The organism is Paenibacillus sp. USDA918EY (assembly GCF_009870825.1).
Lineage (GTDB): Bacteria > Bacillota > Bacilli > Paenibacillales > Paenibacillaceae > Paenibacillus_AQ > Paenibacillus_AQ albilobatus.
The window spans coordinates 1-18,618 of sequence record NZ_WTWY01000002.1 but is presented as its reverse complement, the minus strand read 5'-3'; the positions used below and the strand labels follow the sequence as shown (position 1 = coordinate 18,618).

Genomic DNA, 18,618 nt, shown 5'->3' with positions numbered 1-18,618 from the left:
ATGTAAATTTATTCGTATATTTTTATTGACATGAAAACATGTTGGCATTAAACTAATTCGTATGCGAAATATTAGATCGATGAAACAGGGTGACGGTTGTTGAATTCGCAGGAACAAATTATCGAATTGCTGTACTCTTTTCGCCAAGTGCATCTAAGCTTCTATCAGTTGTTCTGGAAAGACGCGGATATGCTTGGAACCACCTGGATTCAATATCTGGTGCTGCGAACGCTTCGGAAGCATCCGGACATCGGACTCTCCGAGCTCGCGGATTTTATTCTAATAGGCAACAGCACGACCAGCGGCGTTGTCAACCGGCTCGTCAAGGCGGGCATGGTGGAACGCAAACGCTCCGAAGCGGACCGGAGGTCGATTACGCTGCGCATTACAGAGAAAGGGGATGAGCTGCGGGAACGGACGGAAGCCATTTGCAAAGACTATCTTGAACCTCTGCTACATATCCGGGAAGAGGACCGGTGCCACTTATTGCGGACGCATCGGCAGATTATCGACATATTAACCGAAAAAGGGAGAGAGAGAAAGACATATGAATAGCAGCCAAGCTCAGTCATTGGAGCATATAAAGAAAGGGCCGATTATCGCCGCCTTGCTCATCGGCGCTTTCGTGGCGTTTTTGAACCAGACGCTCATGAACGTGGCCCTGCCTAAAATCATGGAAGACCTCGGAATTACCCAAGCCGCGACGGGACAATGGCTCACCACGGGTTACATGCTCGTCAACGGCGTGTTGATTCCGGTTACGGCCTTTTTGATCGCACGTTTCACGACCCGTCAGTTGTTTATATCGGCGATGACCCTGTTTTCGATCGGAACGCTGATTTGCGCCCTGGCTCCGTCATTCGGAGTACTCATGGTCGGGCGGCTGATCCAGGCCGGGGGAGCGGGCATTTTGATGCCGCTGATGACCGTCGTGTTCCTGAACATTTTCCCGATTGAAAAACGCGGTTCCGCGATGGGGATGATGGGGATCGCGATGATTCTCGCCCCGGCGATCGGACCGACGCTTTCCGGTTACCTCGTGGAGCATTATTCCTGGCGCGTCCTGTTTTACGTCATTCTTCCGTTTGCCGTGTTGGCCACGCTGATCGGCGTTTTCTTCCTGAAAAACGTAACCAGGGTTACCAAACCGAAATTCGATGCAGTGTCGGTTATTTTATCGACGATCGGTTTCGGCGGCCTGTTGTACGGCTTCAGCGACGCGGGCACGGACGGCTGGGGAAGCCAGCAGGTCATCTGGTCGCTTGCGGTCGGCACGGTGGCATTGATCGCGTTCGTATGGATGCAGCTCGTGTCCAAAAACCCGATGCTCGAATTCCGTATTTTCAAATACAACATGTTTACATTGACCACGCTCATTAACGTGATCGTCACGATGGCGATGTATGCCGGCATGATTCTGATGCCGCTGTTCCTGCAGAACATCCGCGGCTTTACGCCGCTGCAGTCCGGCCTGATGATGCTGCCGGGGGCGATCCTGATGGGGATCATGTCGCCGATTACCGGAGCGATTTTCGATAAAATCGGCGCAAGATGGCTTTCGGTCATCGGCCTGGCCATCACGACCTACATGACGTATGAATTCAGCCGTTTGAACGTAGAGACGACCTACGCGCATCTGATCACGATCTACACGATCCGGATGTTCGGCATGTCGCTGATGATGATGCCGATCCAAACGGCGGGTCTCAACCAACTGCCGCGCAGCCTGAACGCGCACGGTACGGCGATGTCCAACACGCTGCGGACCATTTCCGGTTCGATCGGTACGGCCATCCTCGTGACGGTCATGACTTCGCAAACGAAACATTACGTGACCGAAGGGCTTAAAGCCGGCGTCGCCAAAGCGACCGATAAAGCCCAAATGGGGGCCTTGACCGCCCAATCCATGGTCCACGGCATCAACGACGCGTTCGTGATCGCCACCTGGCTGAGCGCCGTCTCGCTGGTTTTGGCCTTCTTCATCAAAAAAACCAAGCCGCAGGACGAAAACATGAAATCGGAAAAAACGGAATTGCCAAACGTCGGCAAAACCGTCAACGCCAAAGGGTAATGGTAATGTAGTTTTTCTTGCAATGTCAGGAAGCAACGGCTCTGTAGTTTATCTTTTCGGATATTATAAAAAAGGGGTATCCCTGAAGGTTTTCATACCTTTCGGGATACCCTTTTATTTTTGTTATGGACGCCCCTGCGCTTCGTGGGGAATCTTCGTTTGCTTAGCGCGTTTTCGATACCGTCTTCGTCTTGTTTTTGCGGATCAACCGGTTCATCAATGCGGAAAGCGGCTTGCGGTACCGGAGAACAAGAAGGGCGATTACGATCAGGACGATGGCCGCCACGACCCAAATGGAATATTTTTCGACCATATGAAAGGCCAGGTTCCATTGAGGACCAAACAGCTTGCCCACGCTGATGAACAACACCACCCAAAACAACGCCCCGCTGTACGCATACAAGGCGAATTTCCTGAAGGGAACGGCGATGATCCCGGCGAAATATCCGGTGAAATGGCGGACGCCCGGGATGAAATAGCCGATGAAAATCAAGCTTTGCCCGTACTTGTTGAACCATTTTTGCACATGATCGATTTTGCTTTCGGAGAGCAAGACCCATTTGCCGTACCGTTGAATGAAAGGAAGGCCGGCCTTAAGGCCGATGAAATACGTGATGGTCATGCCGATGGTCGTCCCGAGGAACGCGAGCACGAGCAGCCAGCCGAAATGCAATTTTCCCGCGTAAGATAGATAGCCGGCATAGGCCATCGTGGTCTCACCCGGAAAAGGAAGCGCAATAAACTCCAGAACCAGTCCCAAAAACAGAACAAGATAACCGTAATCCCCAAACAACAGCTGTATCCATTTCAGCAGTTCCAATATTCTCACTCCAAACCAGATCCAAAGATGTTCTTGCAAAAGACTGATCCGTAAAGTCTATTTTCGAACCTCCAACCATATAATCTACCAGAAAGCGGAATTCATAGAAATAGTGGAGGTTTTCCCAATGGTAAAACGATTCATGATGGCTTTGCTGCTTCTAATGCTCTTTGCGTTTACGTTCCGGTACGATCTGCTGCAACAGCCTTTCACCAAGGAGGCATCGGTCCATGCCGAGGCGCTGAGGGAGACGGCGCCGGCGTATGCATCGACAACTTCATCCCCGAAACCGAAAACGCCGACTTCAGCCGGAAAAACAGTCTTCCTTACGTTTGACGACGGACCTAGCGCATTAACCGGCAAAGTTCTCGATATTTTGAAAAAAAATAATATCCGCGCCACGTTTTTTGTGCTGGGCGAGCAGGTCAAACGGTATCCCGAGCTGCTGCAGCGCATATACGACGAGGGGCATGCCATAGGCAATCATTCCTATGACCATAATTATACCGAACTTTATAGCGGATTTCCTGCCTTCTGGAGCCAAATCAAACGGACCGAGGCGGAGGTCTACGGCATTACGGGCGTTCGGCCTCAATTGGTCAGGGCACCCGGCGGCACGGCCGGGCATTTCGATGATACCTATTTTCGCCTGATGAAGCTGGGCGGATACGTCGTGACCGACTGGAACGTGGACAGCGGCGATTCGAAGCGGCGGGGAGTGCCCGCGGCCGAAATCGTCAAGGGCGCCGAAACGCCGGTCAAATCGGACCGGGTCGTGCTGCTGATGCATGACGGCGGCGGCCATGCCGAAAGCGTCAAGGCGCTGCCGCAAATCATCGCGTATTACAAAAACAAAGGTTATCAATTCGGCGTGTTGTCTCCGGATGAAGAACCCGTGCAGTTCAAAGTGAACGACAAGGCCAGAAAACTTCAGCGCGGCGCGCCAAGCGAGGCATGGGTGCAGTCCCATGTGGCCGGGAATAGCGCTTTGTTCGCCAGCGGCAAACCGCTGCGTCTGGAAGTCGGACCGATGGAAACGACATTAAATCCCGGGGAATACCTGTACGAGGACGGCCATTATCTCGTTCCGGCCCGGGCCGTAGCCGAAAGGCTTGGCGGAACCGCCGTTTGGGAGGCCAAAACGCAGACGGCGAAGGTGACGTTGTCGGCAGAATCGGTCACCGCGCTGCAAATCCAGATCCGCACCGGGCTGCTGACGGTCACGGAACCCGGGAAAAACGCCTCTTCCGTTGCGACATCCGTTCGAATGATCAACGATGCCGTCTGGGTTCCGGTTCGCGATTTGTTCGCGAATGCCGGGTATAAACGCGTGACGGCTTCCGAAACCGGCGAGGAGCGTCGAATCAAAGTAATGTAAATGCCTGTTAAGGGAAGCGCCCTTTTCACTGGATTTTTTGACAGGTCCCGATGTCTACTTCCTTTCCATTGTGGAAAAGCTATATTCATAGATTCCTTATAGGGATTCACTCCACAATGAATCGGAGGTTTTGAAATTGTCTGCTTCTTCCTTGTCGAATCAAGATTTTGCTCCCGAACTGCTCGAAAGGGTCATTTACCGCGTCGGTTCCGTCATTGTCGGGAAAGAGGCCCAAATCCGGCTGACGCTGATGTCCATGCTTTGCGGCGGACATATTTTGCTTGAGGACATCCCCGGCGTGGGGAAAACGATGCTGGTCCGCACGCTGGCCGCCTGTCTCGGCGCGAGTTTCGGCCGAATCCAGTTCACTTACGACCTGATGCCGGCGGACGTGACCGGAACGTCGGTATACCGCCAGCAAAGCGGGACGTTCGAATTCCGTCCGGGCCCGATCATGAACAATCTGGTGCTGGCCGACGAACTGAACAGGGCTTCGCCGAGAACGCAGTCGGCGCTGCTCGAAGCGATGGAGGAACGCAAGGTTACGGTGGACGGCCATACGCATCCGCTGCCGCGCCCGTTTTTGCTGCTGGCGACCCAAAACCCGCTGCAGTTCGAAGGCACCTACCGCCTTCCCGAAGCGCAGCTCGACCGTTTTCTGATGCGGATTCAGCTTGGTTATCCCGATCCGGACCAGGAGGTCGAGCTTTTGTCGCGCATGGCGGGGGCGGATCCGCTGGAGCGGATCAAACCGGTCATGCTGGCCGAGGAGATGGCAAACATGCAGCGCGAAGTCAAAAACGTGTTCGTGGACGATGCGATCAAGCTGATGCTGGTACAGACGGCGGTCGCGTCAAGAAGCCATGCGAAGCTTCAGCTCGGCATCAGCCCGCGCGGAACGCTGGCATGGATGCAGGCTTCGCAGGCCGCCGCTTATATGGCCGGACGGTCCTACGTCATCCCGGACGACGTGAAGCTTGTGGCCGAGCCCGTGCTCGCGCACAGGCTCGTGCTCAGCCATGAGGCGCTGCTCGCCGGGACGCCAAGCGAGGATGTGGTGCGGGAGCTGTTATCGCGCCTGACGATTCCCGTGGCTCCCCGCAAAGGAGCGACATCATGAAGAGGCGGCTTAAAGAGTGGTTGGCGGGGGTTTGCGTGGTTGGCGCCCTGGGCGCGCTGCACCACTGGCACGGGGGGGCGTCGACGCTTTATTTGGTGCTCCTGGCGGGCTGGATCCTGTTCTCCGGCATGCTGCTGCAATGGCTTGGGCCGCGAAAGATCATCATCGAACGCCGCCTGTCCGAGCCTGTCATTACGGCGGGTGAAACCGCAATGCTGCAGGTTGAGATCCGGTTTCGTTCCCTGCTTCCCGTTCCGTGGTTAGCCGTCGAGGACTATTACACGGGCGGCAGCAGCCGGCAGATTTTATTTCCGGGATTCCGGCGCCGGCTGGCATACAGCTGTGAGCTGCGCAGTCTGCCGCGCGGCGTGTATTCCTTCGATGCCTGCCTGCTGGAATGGGGCGGGCTCTTTGGCTGGTTTAAAGGGGAGCGGGCGCAAAAGGCGGAAGGGCGCCTGTTGGTGTTGCCCAAGCCGCTGCCTGCATTGGGTGCCGGATCGCCCTCTGCGGTTGCCGACGGGACGGCGCAGCCGGCCCTAACGGCGGAATGCAGGCAGGGGGTCAAAGGGCCCGAGGTCAGGCCGTATCTTCCGACCGATCCTTCGAGCCGGATTCATTGGAAGAGCTTTGCCAAACGCGGCAGCCTTCACTCCTTTTTGCCTGAGGAGGAACGCGACCCGTTTTGCATGATCGTCCTTGACCGCTCGTATGACGGCTATGCCCCGCCGGAGGGAACGGAAGAGCAGCGCCGGGAGCAGGCCAAGCCCGCTTTTGAACGCGCCGTATCGGCCGCCGCAGGCATGTTGACCGAGATGATGCGTTACGGGGCCGAAAGCAAGCTGATCTGCGGGTCGTCGAACCGGGGCATGGATGATGCCGCGAATTCCGCCGCATCCGCAAAGGATCGGCTCCCGGGTGAAAGCGCGGGTTATTCCGCCATGCTGGCGGCACTAGCCCCGCTTGCTTTATCCGAAGGCCCGTCCGCTGCGTCGATGCTGGAGGAAAACCTGAAGCATGCGAAATCCGGCACGCGGGTTATCGTCATTACGGGCGGGTTGAACGAATCGTTGTCCGAGGCTGCGGCCCGGCTGCTTGCCCGCGGCGTGTTGGTCGACGTGTATTGCACGGCCTTGAATGCGGGTACCGGGGAGCTTGGCGGCAAGCGGGAGAAGCATGCTGGAACAAATTCGGCTTTTGCGGCTGCGATCCGTCTTTCCCGGATGGGAGCGGGCATCTATGCCGTCGATCCCGACAGGGTATCGAGGATGGGCCCGATCGGTCCGCTTCGTTCCGGAGAGGGGGCGGTGTAGATGGACAACGGGAAAGATCCGTTATGGTTCCGGCTGGGGATCTCAGCGCTCCTGATGGGCCTGTTCCTCGAATGGCTTATGCCGCTGCAGCCGCTTGACGTGCTGTCCGTCAGCCGCGAATGGTTCGGGGTTATGTATGTGTTCACCGGGGCGCTTTTGCTGCTTGGCGCTTTTTGCCTCCGGCTGCCGCTGTTGGGGCCCCTTTATCTATTTTGTACGCTCGCATTTTGGGCGGTCGTCATCGACAGAAGCGGGGAGCCCTTCGATCCGGTGTCGTCCCTTTCGCTGCTGCGTCAGGACGTGGAGCTGCTGGCATCGACCGGCAGTTTTGGGGCGCTGAGCCAGGATGCGCGGATGCTGGTGCTCATGATCGGCTGGGCGCTGCTTGTTTATTCGGTTCAATCGCTGGCGCTGCTGCGCAGCAGCGTCCTGCTGTTCGCCGGCGCCACGCTGCTGTACCTTTTTTGCCTCGAGACGCTGCTTAGCCTGTCCGTCTATGGCGATATCATCAAAACCAGCGCTCTTGTGCTTTTGCTGCAGGGTATGGTCCATCTCTCCAGGCTCCGGGAAAGCGGGCCCGTTTTCCGTATTCCGAAGCCGGAGTACGGCAGGTGGGGCCTGTCGCTTGCCGCGGTCGTTCTTTTCGTCGTGGGCGTGAGCTGGTTGGCCGGAAGCTTGGCGCAGCCGAAGGCTGCGGCAGCGTTCTCGCTGCAGCAAGCCGCGGATCGTCTGGCCAACTGGGTAAAAACCGGATACGGGACCGGGGAAGCGGCGGCTGTCACGGGCTACAATTTATCCGGCGAAGAAGAGGAGATGGGACTTCCGCTGCAGCAAAGCAGCCGGGTCTATTTCACGGCCCAAACCCCGTTCCCGACGTATTGGCGGGGCGAAACCTTCAGCGAATATAATGGAAGGAAATGGTCGGAAGTCCAGTCGGACGTCAAAACGGGTTATGCCCCCGGCACGCTCCCGGAACAAACGGACAAGCTTGCTCCGGAACAACGGACGATTACGCAAAAGATTACGTTTGAACAGCCGCTTCGCCAAAGCTTCCCGCTGTTCGGCGGTGGCCGCGTCGCGGAAATCGTCGACATGCAGCTGTCTCCGGACGGGGCCGCTTTGCCTGCCGCAATCGAAAGAAACGTCGATGCAGGTACCGTCAAAGTGATGCTTGACGGGGGGCAGCCGCAAATCGAAGGTTATACCGTGAAGGTCGCGGTTCCGGATCCGAACCCGGAACGGCTGAAGCAAGAGTCGGGAGCGGATCCGCTCCATGTGCGGGAACGTTATTTGCAGCTTCCCGGGGAGCTTCCGCAGCGGGTGAAGGATTTGGCCGCCGAAATTACGAAAGGCGCCGGGAACCGCTACGACCGGGTTTACGCCGTACTAAATTACTTGAAGGAGCATGAGAGCTACTCGCTCGACACCAAAGTACCTCCAGCGGGCAAGGACTTCGTCGATGATTTCCTGTTCGCGACCCATGCCGGGTATTGCAACCATTTTTCTACCGCAATGGCCGTGCTTTTGCGCAGCGAAGGCATCCCCGCGCGGTACGTGAAAGGTTTTGCTCCGGGAAAGCAGGAGGCGGGTAAAAGCGGGACGTACCTGATCACCGAAGGCGACGCGCATGCCTGGGTGGAAGTCTATTTTCCGGAATCCGGCTGGATTCCGTTTGATCCGACTCCCGGCATCGCCCTGACGGGCGGTTCCACCAAGCCGGCTTCGTCTTTTCATGCGGCTGCCGCAGGCGGCGATTTCCTGAAAAACGTGGCGGCATACGCCCTTGAAGGCTTTCGTTTGACGCTTCAGCTCGTGCTGGAGCATAAGCTTGTTTTTGCCATCGGAACGGTTTTGGCCGGCGCGTTTGCGCTAGCGATCCTTGGGCTGCTTCCTTGGCTCGGGCTCTTGCCTTTATGGCTGCAGCTGTATGTCACCCGCCGGCATTTTCCCGGCCGCAACGAGCTTCTAAAGAGCGCGAACCCGGTCTGGCAAGCTCTGACTCGCCGTTTTGGCGCCGCTCCGGCCGGATGCACGGCACGGGAGTATATCCGGTCCCTCCCGGTTGAAAAAGAAGAAATACGCAAAATGCTGTACGATTTTGCCGCCGATTGGGAAATGATAGCTTATGACGAAGGTCCGATGGAACGGAGCAGATGCATCGCCTTTTTACGCCGCTGTTTCCGGATCTCCAAAAAAGTGGCATAAGCTTGACGCCCCGGCTTCCTTGACGGTATGAATTGTCGTTGCGTATAATTAATTTCAACAATTGAGGGAGGCACGTTAATGAATAAACCAAATGAAATCATCGTTGTTTTGGACTTCGGTGGACAATACAATCAACTCATTGCACGACGCATTCGCGATTTGGGGGTATACAGCGAACTGCTGCCTTACAATACGCCGATCGAAAAAATACGCGAGCTTTCTCCGAAAGGAATCGTATTTTCCGGCGGACCGATGAGCGTATATGCGGAGGACGCACCCCATGTGGATCCGGCGATTTATGACCTGGGCGTGCCGATCTTCGGCATTTGCTACGGCATGCAGCTGATGGCCCACCAGTTGAACGGCAAAGTGGAACGCGCGGCCAAGCGCGAATACGGCAAAGCGGATCTGGAATTTAATCCGGGCACGACTTTGATCAAAGGTCTGGATGCTAAACAAACCGTTTGGATGAGCCACGGGGACCATGTCGTCGAGCTGCCTGAAGGCTTCAAGCTGGATGCTGGCACGGAATCGGCGCCGATTGCGGCCATGACCAACCTGGACAAGCAGCTGTATGCGGTTCAGTTCCATCCGGAAGTGCGCCACTCCGTGAACGGCAACGAAATGATCCGCAACTTCCTGTACGAAGTGTGCCATTGCGAGGGCAACTGGAGCATGGAAACCTTCATCGAAGACGCGGTGCGCGATATCCGCGAACAGGTCGGCGACCGTAAAGTGCTGTGCGCGCTCAGCGGCGGCGTGGATTCTTCCGTCGTGGCCATGCTCGTCCACAAAGCGATCGGCGATCAGTTGACCTGCATGTTCATCGATCACGGCTTGCTGCGCAAAGGCGAGGCTGAAAGCGTCATGGAAACCTTTGTCGGCAAATTCGATATGAAGGTCGTCAAAATCGACGCCCGCGACCGTTTCCTCGGCAAATTGGCCGGCGTAGACGATCCGGAGAAAAAACGTAAAATCATCGGCAACGAGTTCATTTACGTCTTCGACGAAGAATCCGCGAAATTCGACGACTTCGATTTCCTTGCCCAAGGCACGCTGTACACGGATATCGTCGAAAGCGGCACGGCAACGGCGCAAACGATCAAATCGCACCACAACGTCGGCGGCTTGCCTGAAGACATGAAGTTCAAGCTGATCGAACCGCTGAAAACCTTGTTCAAGGACGAAGTGCGCAAAGTCGGCTTGGAATGCGGCCTGCCGGAAGCCATCGTATGGCGCCAGCCGTTCCCGGGTCCTGGACTTGCGATCCGTGTCCTCGGCGAAGTGACGGAAGAAAAGCTTACGATCGTGCGCGATTCCGATTACATTTTGCGCGAAGAAATCGCCAAAGCCGGCCTCGACCGCGAAATTTGGCAGTACTTCACGGCATTGCCGAACATGAAGAGCGTTGGAGTCATGGGCGATGCGCGTACGTACTCCTACACCGTCGGCATCCGCGCCGTGACGTCCATCGACGGCATGACCGCGGACTGGGCGCGCATTCCTTGGGACGTGCTCGAGAAAATCTCGGTGCGCATCGTGAACGAGGTGGAGAACGTCAACCGCGTCGTGTACGACATTACCTCCAAGCCGCCAGCAACGATCGAATGGGAGTAGGAATGGTAAATGCACGTCTAAATGCACGTTAGATGCTAGTCCTCCTTTTACGAGTAAGGGGGATGGCATGACGGTGCGGCAGTTTGTTTACCTGCGAGCGATCATCTGAAACAACAACTCTCTTTTATCTGCTTTTTTGGCAAATAAAAGGGAGTTTTTTTATCGTTCAGGTTTATTCGTTTTTTTTCGCTCTGAAAGGGTTAAGATATATTTGACATATTAAAATAAATTTATAAAAATTGAGGTTTAATTTACATGCTTGCAGCCCTTGGACTGACTTCTCTTGCGTTATTTATTGTGTTCTTGGCCTTTTATTTGACGGATCCGAGACGCATTTTAAACGGTTTTTTGTTTAACGTGTTTTTTTGTTCGCTTCTTCTTTTTTGCGGTTATTTAGGGTATCAGTCGAATCTCTTGATTTTCGGGATCTTTGCCTTCGTTGCACTCGTTTTCGTATTTATTATCTCTTCGTTCGGTTTATTGGCTTTAAGTATCGGACTTTTTTTAAACGCAAAAATTTTGCTGAAAAAAGAAGGCCGGAAATTTTCCAACTGCCTGACGCTGATCTTAGGGATCGCCCTTCTCGTGTTGTCGTTGATCCAAATCATCAACCCGGAGCGTTTTCTGTCCATTCACTTTAAACCTTTATACGCCGGAGTGACCCTCATTGTGGTGTATTTCTTTTTGCACCTAACCAATTTTTTGACCGCGTATTTGCTGTATCAATTTAACAGACCTAAATATAATCAGGATTTTATTATCGTTCTTGGCAGTGGATTGATTAACGACAAGGTACCGCCGCTTTTGGCCAGCAGAATTCAAAAAGCCATCGATTTTTACCGGAAGCAAGCGGCGGCGGCTTTTCCGCCAACGATCATTTTTTCAGGCGGAAAAGGCTCGGATGAGAACATTTCAGAGGCGGAAGCGATGCAAAAATTTGCGCTGGAGCGCGGAATTCCTTTGGAGCACACCCTAACGGAAACGGAATCCGTAAATACATACCAGAATATGCTTTTTTCGAAACGAATCATGGAGTCGTTAAAGGGACGCGAATATAACAGCATTTTTACGACGAACAATTTCCACCTGTTCAGAGCCAGCCTGTACGCGAAAAAGGTCGGTTTGAAGAGTCAGGGAATCGGTTCGAAAACGGCGTTCTATTACTGGCCGAATGCCATGATTCGCGAATACATAGCCATCGTCGTCATGCAGCGGAAACGTCATACCCTTGTGGTGGGGAGCATTTTCGGGGTTTCGCTCCTCGTCACTCTTATTTCTTTGTTCATTGAATAACCATTTTGAAAGTCAAAGTCATTCATCGTTGACGAGGAATGGCTTTTTCTTTTTGGCTTTTCTGCCGCGCGAGGCTTTACATGACAAGGCTCCCTCAAGGCAGCTGGACTTATGTTTGTCCTGCCTGCCTTAAGGGAGCGCATCACTGAGGCATGCGGCTGGTCCGTTTTTATCGCCCCGCCGGTTACTCGCCGTCTCCGCGTTCGTTTTGCTCGTCCGTCATCAAGTCCTCGGCCGGATAATCGCGGCCCGAACCTTCGTGGAGCTGGAGGTTTTCGTAGCCGTAGGGGCGAGGTCCGTTTTGGCCTTTTCCCCACGGGGCGCTTTTGCCGATCGATTCCGCCTCCAGGCTTGAACCGTACGGCCCTTCCGGAAACTCCTCGGCTGTCAGGTCGTTACGCTGGGACTCGACGTTGGAAAAGTCGCTGTATTCGGGTTCGGAACGGTGTGGGCTCATGATTCGACACCTGCCTTTCTGAAGGAGTTTCAGGAGTAATGTCCCCGCTGCGCCACGTTCCTATCCTCTTCCTTCTTGCAAAAATCGGCGGGAATCCATCCGATTTTGTTGATTTTTATTATTTCATTCCTTACTGCGTTGTGTTTATCCTATATAATGGGTTTATGTGAGGATTTTTTAAAATACCGACGCACGCGAGAGGGGAGAAGTAAAGGCATGCTTACCAAGGAATCGCTGGAAACGCCCTGTATCCTGATCGACGAACATGTTTTGCAGCGCAACATCGAGCGTATGGCTGACATCGCTGCCCAAAACGGGGTGAAGCTCCGTCCGCATATCAAGACCCACAAAATTCCCGAGTTTGCCTTAAACCAGCTTGCCCACGGAGCCTCCGGCATCACGGCGGCCAAAGTGAGCGAAGCGGAAATCATGGCCGAACACGGGATCGACGACATTTTTCTCGCCTATCCGGTCGTGTCGCCGTCCAAAATCCGGCGGATCATCGCGCTGGCCGAAAAAATTCGCGTCATCGTCGGCGTCGAAAGCGCCGAAGGCGCAAGTCGCCTTTCCAAGGAAGCCGCCCAAGCCGGAATGACCTTGCCGGTCAGGCTTGAAATTGACACGGGGCTGGCGCGCACGGGGGTGCGTCCGGACAAAGCGGTGGAGTTGGCCAAGCGGATTGCCGCATTGCCGGGACTGAACCTGAGCGGCATTTTTACGTTTAAAGGCGCCGTGTTTGAGGGATCAGGGACGCTGGACCTCGAAGCTGCAGGACGGGAAGAAGGACGCATCATGGTCGAAACGGCCGAAAAGCTGCGCGCTGCCGGCATAGCCATCCGCGACGTCAGCGTCGGGTCGACGCCAACCGCTCCTTTTGCGGCCGCCGTGGAAGGCGTTACCGAAATTCGGCCGGGCACTTATATTTTTTACGACCGGATGCTTGCCGTGATGGGTGCCTGCACGAAAGAGGATTGGGCCGCGAAAGTGCTGGTTACGGTTGTAAGCGTTCCCTCCGAGGACCGGCTCGTCGTTGACGGGGGCAGCAAAACCTTCGCGACGGATGTTCAGCCGGGGCAGCATCCGCTCCATTTGAAAGGTTTTGGCGAAATCGTCGGCCATCCGGACGCCGTGTTCGAAAAGATGAACGAGGAGCATGGCATGATCCGCACCCAGGGGCCGCACGGTTTGCATGTCGGAGACATCCTCGAAATCGTTCCGAATCATATTTGTCCGACGATCAATCTGCATAATGAAGTGTTCGTATGCAAGGATGGCGCGATTCGCGCCGTACCGGTATTGGCAAGAGGCAAACTGGCTTAAGAAAGCGGGGAGACAAGATGCTCGATATCGTCATTGAAAACGGAAGAATCGTGGACGGCAGCGGCAATCCGTGGTATTTTGGACAGATTGGCATCAAGGACGGGAACATCACGCATGTCGGCAGAGCCGATGCCGAAGCTTTGGAGCGGATCGACGCCCAAGGACAGGTGGTCGCCCCGGGTTTCATCGACGGGCACTGCCATTCCGACCTGCTCGTACTCGATCAGCCTGACAGCGAATTCAAAATGCAGCAGGGCGTGACGACGGAAGTCGTCGGCAACTGCGGCCTGGCGCCCGCGCCATATGTAAAAGACAGAGCCGCCGAACTGAAAAGCTACATCGAACCCGTCATCGGGCGTACCGATTGGCCGTGGCCATGGGAAAGCATCGAGGAATACCTGCAGCATCTGGCGCAATCTCCCGCGTCGGAAAACGTCTCGACCTATGTAGCGCATGGCGCTCTACGGATTTCAGTCATGGGTTTCGAGAACCGCCCGGCCACCAAGGACGAGCTCGACCGGATGAAAACGCTGCTGGAAAACGGGTTGCAAGCGGGAGCGATCGGACTGTCCATCGGTCTGCTTTATGCCCCGGGAAGCTACACGCCAAAAGAAGAGCTGGCCGAGCTGTGCAGGGTCGTTGCCGCTTACGGCGGCTTGTTTTCCACCCATATCCGCGGCGAAGGCAATAATCTGCTGGCATCCGTCCGGGAAGTGATCTGGATCGCGGAGCAAAGCGGCGTTTCGCTCCACATCAGCCATCTGAAAGCGGCGGGCCGGATCAATTGGGGCCAAACCGGTGCGGCGATGGCGCTGATCGACGAGGCGAGAAGCCGGGGGATGGACGTCACCTGCGACGTGTATCCATATTTCGCGGGCTCTACCACGCTCACGACGGTGCTCCCTCCATGGGTGTTGGAAGGCGGAATCGAGGCTACGCTGGGGCGGATCACCGACCCATCCGTTAGGGCCAAAATCAAACAAGAGCTGCGGGAAGAGCAGACCACCTGGGATAATCTCGTGTGCTCGACCGGCTGGCAGAGCGTTTTCGTATCCTCCGTGCCGTCGGCGGCGGGCAAGCTGCTCGAAGGGAAGCATATGATGGAGATCGCCGAGCTGTGGGGCATGGATCCGGAGGATGCCGCGCTGGAGCTTTTGCTCAGGGAAAACGGACAGATATCCATCGTATATTTTCATATGTCCGAGGATGATGTGCGGGAGGTCATTCGCTACGACTATTCGCTGGTGGCGTCGGACAGCCTGGGCTGCGTCACCGGCAAACCGCATCCCCGTTCCTACGGCACGTTCCCGAGGTTGTTCGCCGAGTATGTCCGCAAGAGCAAAATGCTTACGCTGGAGCAAGCGGTACGCAAGGTGACTTCGTTCCCGGCCCAGCGGTTTAAGCTTGGCAAAAGAGGGCTGCTCGTTCCGGGGTATGCCGCGGACATCGTCATTTTTGATCCGGATAAAATAGCCGACACCGCCACGTACCAGGACCCGATCCGGCATCCCGAAGGGATTTCGGCTGTGCTCGTCAACGGCCGCAAAACGATGGACCAACGGCGCCACACGCATGAACGCCCCGGCGTATTTATCCCCGTGCAGCACTGCTGCAGGCATGGATTCGGAATATGATATGGTTATGGACGATATTTGTTGGATATTGAACATGCTAAATTTTAAAGGAGATGACCATCATGGCAAAAATCGAAAAAATTCTTGAAGAAAAAGGGATCGTCCTGGAAAAGGTGCCGACTCCGGTCGCGGAATACGTACCGGCCAAAACCGTCGGCAATCTCGTCTACACTTCCGGCAATGACTGCCGCGTCAACGGCAAGCTGAAATATACGGGCAAAGTGGGCAGCGACCTGACCGTCGAACAGGGGTATGATGCCGCTCGCCAAGTTATGATCAACCTGATTTCCGTGCTGAAGGAGCATTTGGGCGATTTGGACCGGGTGAAGCAGGTCGTCAAAATGCTTGCTTTCGTCAATTCCGCCGACGGTTTCGTCGAGCAGCCGTATGTCATTAACGGAGCGTCCGAGCTTTTGGTCGAAGTGTTCGGGGAAAAAGGCAAACATGCCCGTTCCGCGATTTCCGCGAATGAGCTGCCTTTTAATACGCCGGTAGAAATCGAATTGATCGTCGAAATCGAATAAATTTAATAAAATTTGTTAATTCCGAACGTTAATTAGTTTGAACTGCCGTAATATTCGTTTTTTGTATTGACAATTTTCGCGCGTCTCCCTAGAATAAATGGTGTAAGAAACGACAATACATCATCATTTTTCGTATAATCCCGGGAATTGGCCCGGGAGTCTCTACGAGATCACCGTAATGATCTGGCGCTACGAAAAAAGAAGAGACGCGGATAACATGCCTGCGCTTGGCAAACCTTATTTTTAAGGCTGTTTGTCAGGACATGCATTCCGGCGTTTTCTTCCTTTTGCATAATGCCTGCGGATCCATGACGGTCTGCGGGCTTTTTTTGTCGTCCTGACACATTTTCTAAGGGGGATTCTGTAAAAATGGAGCGTTTCTTTAAGTTAAAGGAACACGGAACCAACGTAAGAACAGAGATCATTGCCGGTCTCACCACCTTTATGGCCATGGCGTACATCCTTTTCGTCAACGGTCTGTTTTTGGGCGAAGGCGGAGCCGGCATCCCGAATGAGGGGGTCTTTTTCGCGACGGCGGTAGGCGCGGGACTTGTTACGATCGTGATGGGTTTGTTCGTCAACATTCCGATCGCCTTGGCGCCGGGCATGGGGCTAAACGCTTATTTCATGACGGTAGTCCTCAGCTCGAACGGGGCGATTACATGGCAGGCCGCGCTTGGAGCCGTATTTATTTCGGGTATTGTATTCATCATTTTGACCGTGACCAAAGTTCGGCAAATGCTGATGACGGCCGTGCCGCAAAACCTGAAAAGCGCGATTACCGTCGGGATCGGTTTGTTTATCGCCATTGTCGGCTTCAAACTGAGCAATTTGATCTCCATTTCGGTTAATGCGGGCACGGATGCCACCAAACCGGTTGGCGGCGCGAACTTCAATCTGATGCTTAGCGATTTCTTTACGCATAAAGACGCTCTTCTTGCTTTGATCGGGCTTCTGTTCATCGCTGTTCTGATGGTACTGCGCGTAAAGGGGGCGCTGCTCATCGGAATCGTGGTTACGACGTTGATCGGCATACCGATGGGTGTAACGGACCTGAGCGGTTTGGCGCACGCGAATTGGATTCCTTCCTTTACGAACCTGGCCGTCGGCCAGTTGGACATTAAAGGCGCTCTTCATATCGGTTTATTTGATATCGTATTTATCTTCACGTTTGTCGAATTGTTTGATACGTTCGGAACGTTGGTGGGAACGGCCACTCGCGCCGGACTGATGAAAAACAAGGAAAAGGGCGAAAAAACGATCGGAAAAGCGATGCTGGTCGACGCTGTCGGCGTCAGCGCAGGTGCTGTTTTGGGCACGAGTACGGTTACGGCTTTCGTGGAAAGCACCGCAGGCGTAGAAGCGGGCGGGCGTACGGGCCTGACGGCCGTAACGACGGGTGTGCTGTTCATTTTGTCCTTGTTTATCGCTCCGCTTGCCCTGGTGGTTCCTTCGGCGGCAACGGCGCCGGCATTGATCGTCGTAGGTGTGCTCATGATGAGCCAGGTCCGCAACATCGAATGGGACGATTTCTTCGAAGCATTCCCTGCGTTCCTGACCATCATCCTGATGCCTTTCACGGGCGGGATCGCCAACGGTATTTCGGCAGGGATTTTGTCCTACGTCATTTTGGCGGTCTTCGCCAACGTCGTTATGAAGCGCAAAGCGAAAATCCATTGGTTGATGTGGGTGCTTGCGGTTATCGTAATTATCCGCTTTGTGTTCTTGGGAACCGAATAAAACATATATATAGAAGAAAAGGGTCGCTTTCCTTTGTGTGGAGAGCGGCCTTTTTGTTTTATGTAGGTTTATCTGAGAGAGCGCTGCTTCCTATCCTCCTTCGTATGATGGCTGGAAACATTTATAAGAAGTATTCCGTCTAATGAAGCAAGGGAGGGATGAAAATGAGAGTTAAAAAGCTGTTTCTCGGGTTGATCTTACTTTGCGCGTTAACAACTGCATGTTCAAACGCCAATCCCTCAAAAGATATGGGGGAATTGTATAGTTTAGCATTAGATGCATACATGCCGATTGATGAAGGCTTAAATGGAGGTATGAAGTATATTGCAATAGACATGAGCAATTTGAATGATATGGATGAAACAGACAAGAAACAAATTCTAAAGTATTTTGAGAAATACAATGTTGATGTAATGGAAGCGACTTATGAGCAACTTAAAGAGAAGGGATTATATGACCCTAAAACCATGGTGCTTAATGGCGTATTGTTGCGTGTCGAAAAGACTGGAATTTCAAACAATAAAATGGTTATCGAAGGATCCAAATATAGAGCTGGTGATGGAGCAATTGGAACGAAAGTGATTATTGAATACAAAAATGGGAAATGGGAAGTATCAAAAGCAGACGGCACTTGGATAAGTTAATTATAGTTAACGGGGATGTGAGCACCAAGGAATCATTGGGGCGTTTTTACCTTTAGCGAAAGCAAAGTGTGTTTTAAAAGTACTTGTTCTGATCCAAAAAGAAATAAAGTGGATCGCAAGTATGTCTTAAATGATTGAAGCTCATGAGCTCGCTCTTGCTGTTCTTGGTACAGGGCAACCATAATCGGGTAAATACAGTGGTTTAAATTTTTTCGTAAAAAAGTGTTGCATTATGTTTCTGTACGTGGTATATTCTAATTCCGGCCAAGAAAACATGAGGTTGCGAACCACGAAATGGGATGAACAATGTTCATGAATTCGAAGCAAGCAGTGCTTCAAAAAAAGTTTTAAAAAGAGCTTGCATAAAACAGTCGGACATGTTATAATATAAAAGTTGTCGCCGATAAGAACTTCGGCGATGGCGAATGAAGTTTGATCTTTGAAAACTGAACAACGAGTGAGATTAGACCTTGCTTGCAAGGTCG

At 53.7% G+C, this 18,618-nt stretch carries 15 protein-coding genes and 1 riboswitch; of the genes, 13 read left to right on the top strand and 2 right to left on the bottom strand.

Going from position 1 to position 18,618, the window contains the following annotated elements:
- The first annotated feature begins 99 nt into the window (after positions 1-99).
- Both GQY55_RS04380 and GQY55_RS04375 read left to right on the top strand, forming a co-directional pair.
- Positions 100-555: a MarR family winged helix-turn-helix transcriptional regulator gene (locus GQY55_RS04380; RefSeq protein ID WP_160038616.1), complete on the top strand. Its 456-nt coding sequence runs from the start codon at positions 100-102 to the stop codon at positions 553-555.
- A complete protein-coding gene (locus tag GQY55_RS04375; RefSeq protein WP_160038614.1) occupies positions 548-2,071 on the top strand; it encodes a DHA2 family efflux MFS transporter permease subunit in 1,524 nt (507 codons plus the stop codon). Before GQY55_RS04380 ends, GQY55_RS04375 begins: the two co-directional genes overlap by 8 nt.
- 163 nt (positions 2,072-2,234) lie before the next feature.
- On the opposite strand, the gene GQY55_RS04370 is transcribed toward GQY55_RS04375, so the two are convergent.
- On the bottom strand, positions 2,235-2,891 hold the full coding sequence (locus GQY55_RS04370; RefSeq protein ID WP_160038612.1) for a DedA family protein: 657 nt from the start codon (positions 2,889-2,891) through the stop codon (positions 2,235-2,237).
- Positions 2,892-3,018: 127 nt separating this feature from the next.
- Between GQY55_RS04370 and GQY55_RS04365 the strand changes: the two genes are divergently transcribed.
- From GQY55_RS04365 to GQY55_RS04340, 6 genes are all read left to right on the top strand, one after another.
- Positions 3,019-4,269: a polysaccharide deacetylase gene (locus GQY55_RS04365; RefSeq protein ID WP_160038610.1), complete on the top strand. Its 1,251-nt coding sequence runs from the start codon at positions 3,019-3,021 to the stop codon at positions 4,267-4,269.
- 151 nt (positions 4,270-4,420) lie between these two features.
- On the top strand, positions 4,421-5,389 hold the full coding sequence (locus tag GQY55_RS04360) for an AAA family ATPase (RefSeq protein WP_160039771.1): 969 nt from the start codon (positions 4,421-4,423) through the stop codon (positions 5,387-5,389).
- Positions 5,386-6,699 carry a DUF58 domain-containing protein gene (locus GQY55_RS04355; RefSeq protein WP_160038608.1) on the top strand — a complete coding sequence of 438 codons (1,314 nt, stop codon included), beginning with the start codon at positions 5,386-5,388 and terminating at the stop codon, positions 6,697-6,699. The genes GQY55_RS04360 and GQY55_RS04355 overlap by 4 nt, the downstream gene beginning before the upstream one ends.
- Complete coding sequence (locus tag GQY55_RS04350; RefSeq protein WP_160038606.1) at positions 6,700-8,904, top strand: transglutaminase family protein; 2,205 nt, start codon at positions 6,700-6,702, stop codon at positions 8,902-8,904. It begins immediately after the preceding gene.
- 78 nt (positions 8,905-8,982) lie between these two features.
- Complete coding sequence (gene guaA, locus GQY55_RS04345; protein WP_160038604.1) at positions 8,983-10,521, top strand: glutamine-hydrolyzing GMP synthase; 1,539 nt, start codon at positions 8,983-8,985, stop codon at positions 10,519-10,521.
- A gap of 255 nt (positions 10,522-10,776) precedes the next feature.
- Positions 10,777-11,814 (top strand): YdcF family protein, encoded by a 1,038-nt coding sequence (locus tag GQY55_RS04340; RefSeq protein ID WP_160038602.1) that lies wholly within the window; start codon positions 10,777-10,779, stop codon positions 11,812-11,814.
- A gap of 184 nt (positions 11,815-11,998) precedes the next feature.
- Here GQY55_RS04340 and GQY55_RS04335 read toward each other — a convergent pair whose 3' ends face one another.
- Entirely contained in the window at positions 11,999-12,271 is a 273-nt protein-coding gene (locus GQY55_RS04335) for a hypothetical protein (RefSeq protein WP_160038600.1), read from the bottom strand.
- A gap of 216 nt (positions 12,272-12,487) precedes the next feature.
- Here GQY55_RS04335 and GQY55_RS04330 point away from each other — a divergent pair, with 216 nt between their 5' ends.
- From GQY55_RS04330 to GQY55_RS04310, 5 genes are all read left to right on the top strand, one after another.
- A complete protein-coding gene (locus GQY55_RS04330; RefSeq protein ID WP_160038598.1) occupies positions 12,488-13,591 on the top strand; it encodes an alanine racemase in 1,104 nt (367 codons plus the stop codon).
- Positions 13,592-13,608: 17 nt separating this feature from the next.
- Positions 13,609-15,225 (top strand): N-acyl-D-amino-acid deacylase family protein, encoded by a 1,617-nt coding sequence (locus GQY55_RS04325; protein ID WP_160038596.1) that lies wholly within the window; start codon positions 13,609-13,611, stop codon positions 15,223-15,225.
- Positions 15,226-15,287: 62 nt separating this feature from the next.
- Positions 15,288-15,749, top strand: coding sequence for a RidA family protein (locus GQY55_RS04320; protein WP_160038594.1), 462 nt, complete (start codon positions 15,288-15,290; stop codon positions 15,747-15,749).
- Positions 15,750-15,859: 110 nt separating this feature from the next.
- Positions 15,860-15,961, top strand: a riboswitch (purine riboswitch).
- A 157-nt stretch (positions 15,962-16,118) separates the two neighbouring features.
- The gene (locus GQY55_RS04315) at positions 16,119-17,489 is read left to right on the top strand and encodes an NCS2 family permease (RefSeq protein WP_160038592.1); all 1,371 of its coding nucleotides are present in this window, start codon (positions 16,119-16,121) and stop codon (positions 17,487-17,489) included.
- Between the two features lie 164 nt (positions 17,490-17,653).
- Positions 17,654-18,133: a peptide ABC transporter substrate-binding protein gene (locus GQY55_RS04310; RefSeq protein ID WP_160038590.1), complete on the top strand. Its 480-nt coding sequence runs from the start codon at positions 17,654-17,656 to the stop codon at positions 18,131-18,133.
- Positions 18,134-18,618 lie beyond the last annotated feature (485 nt).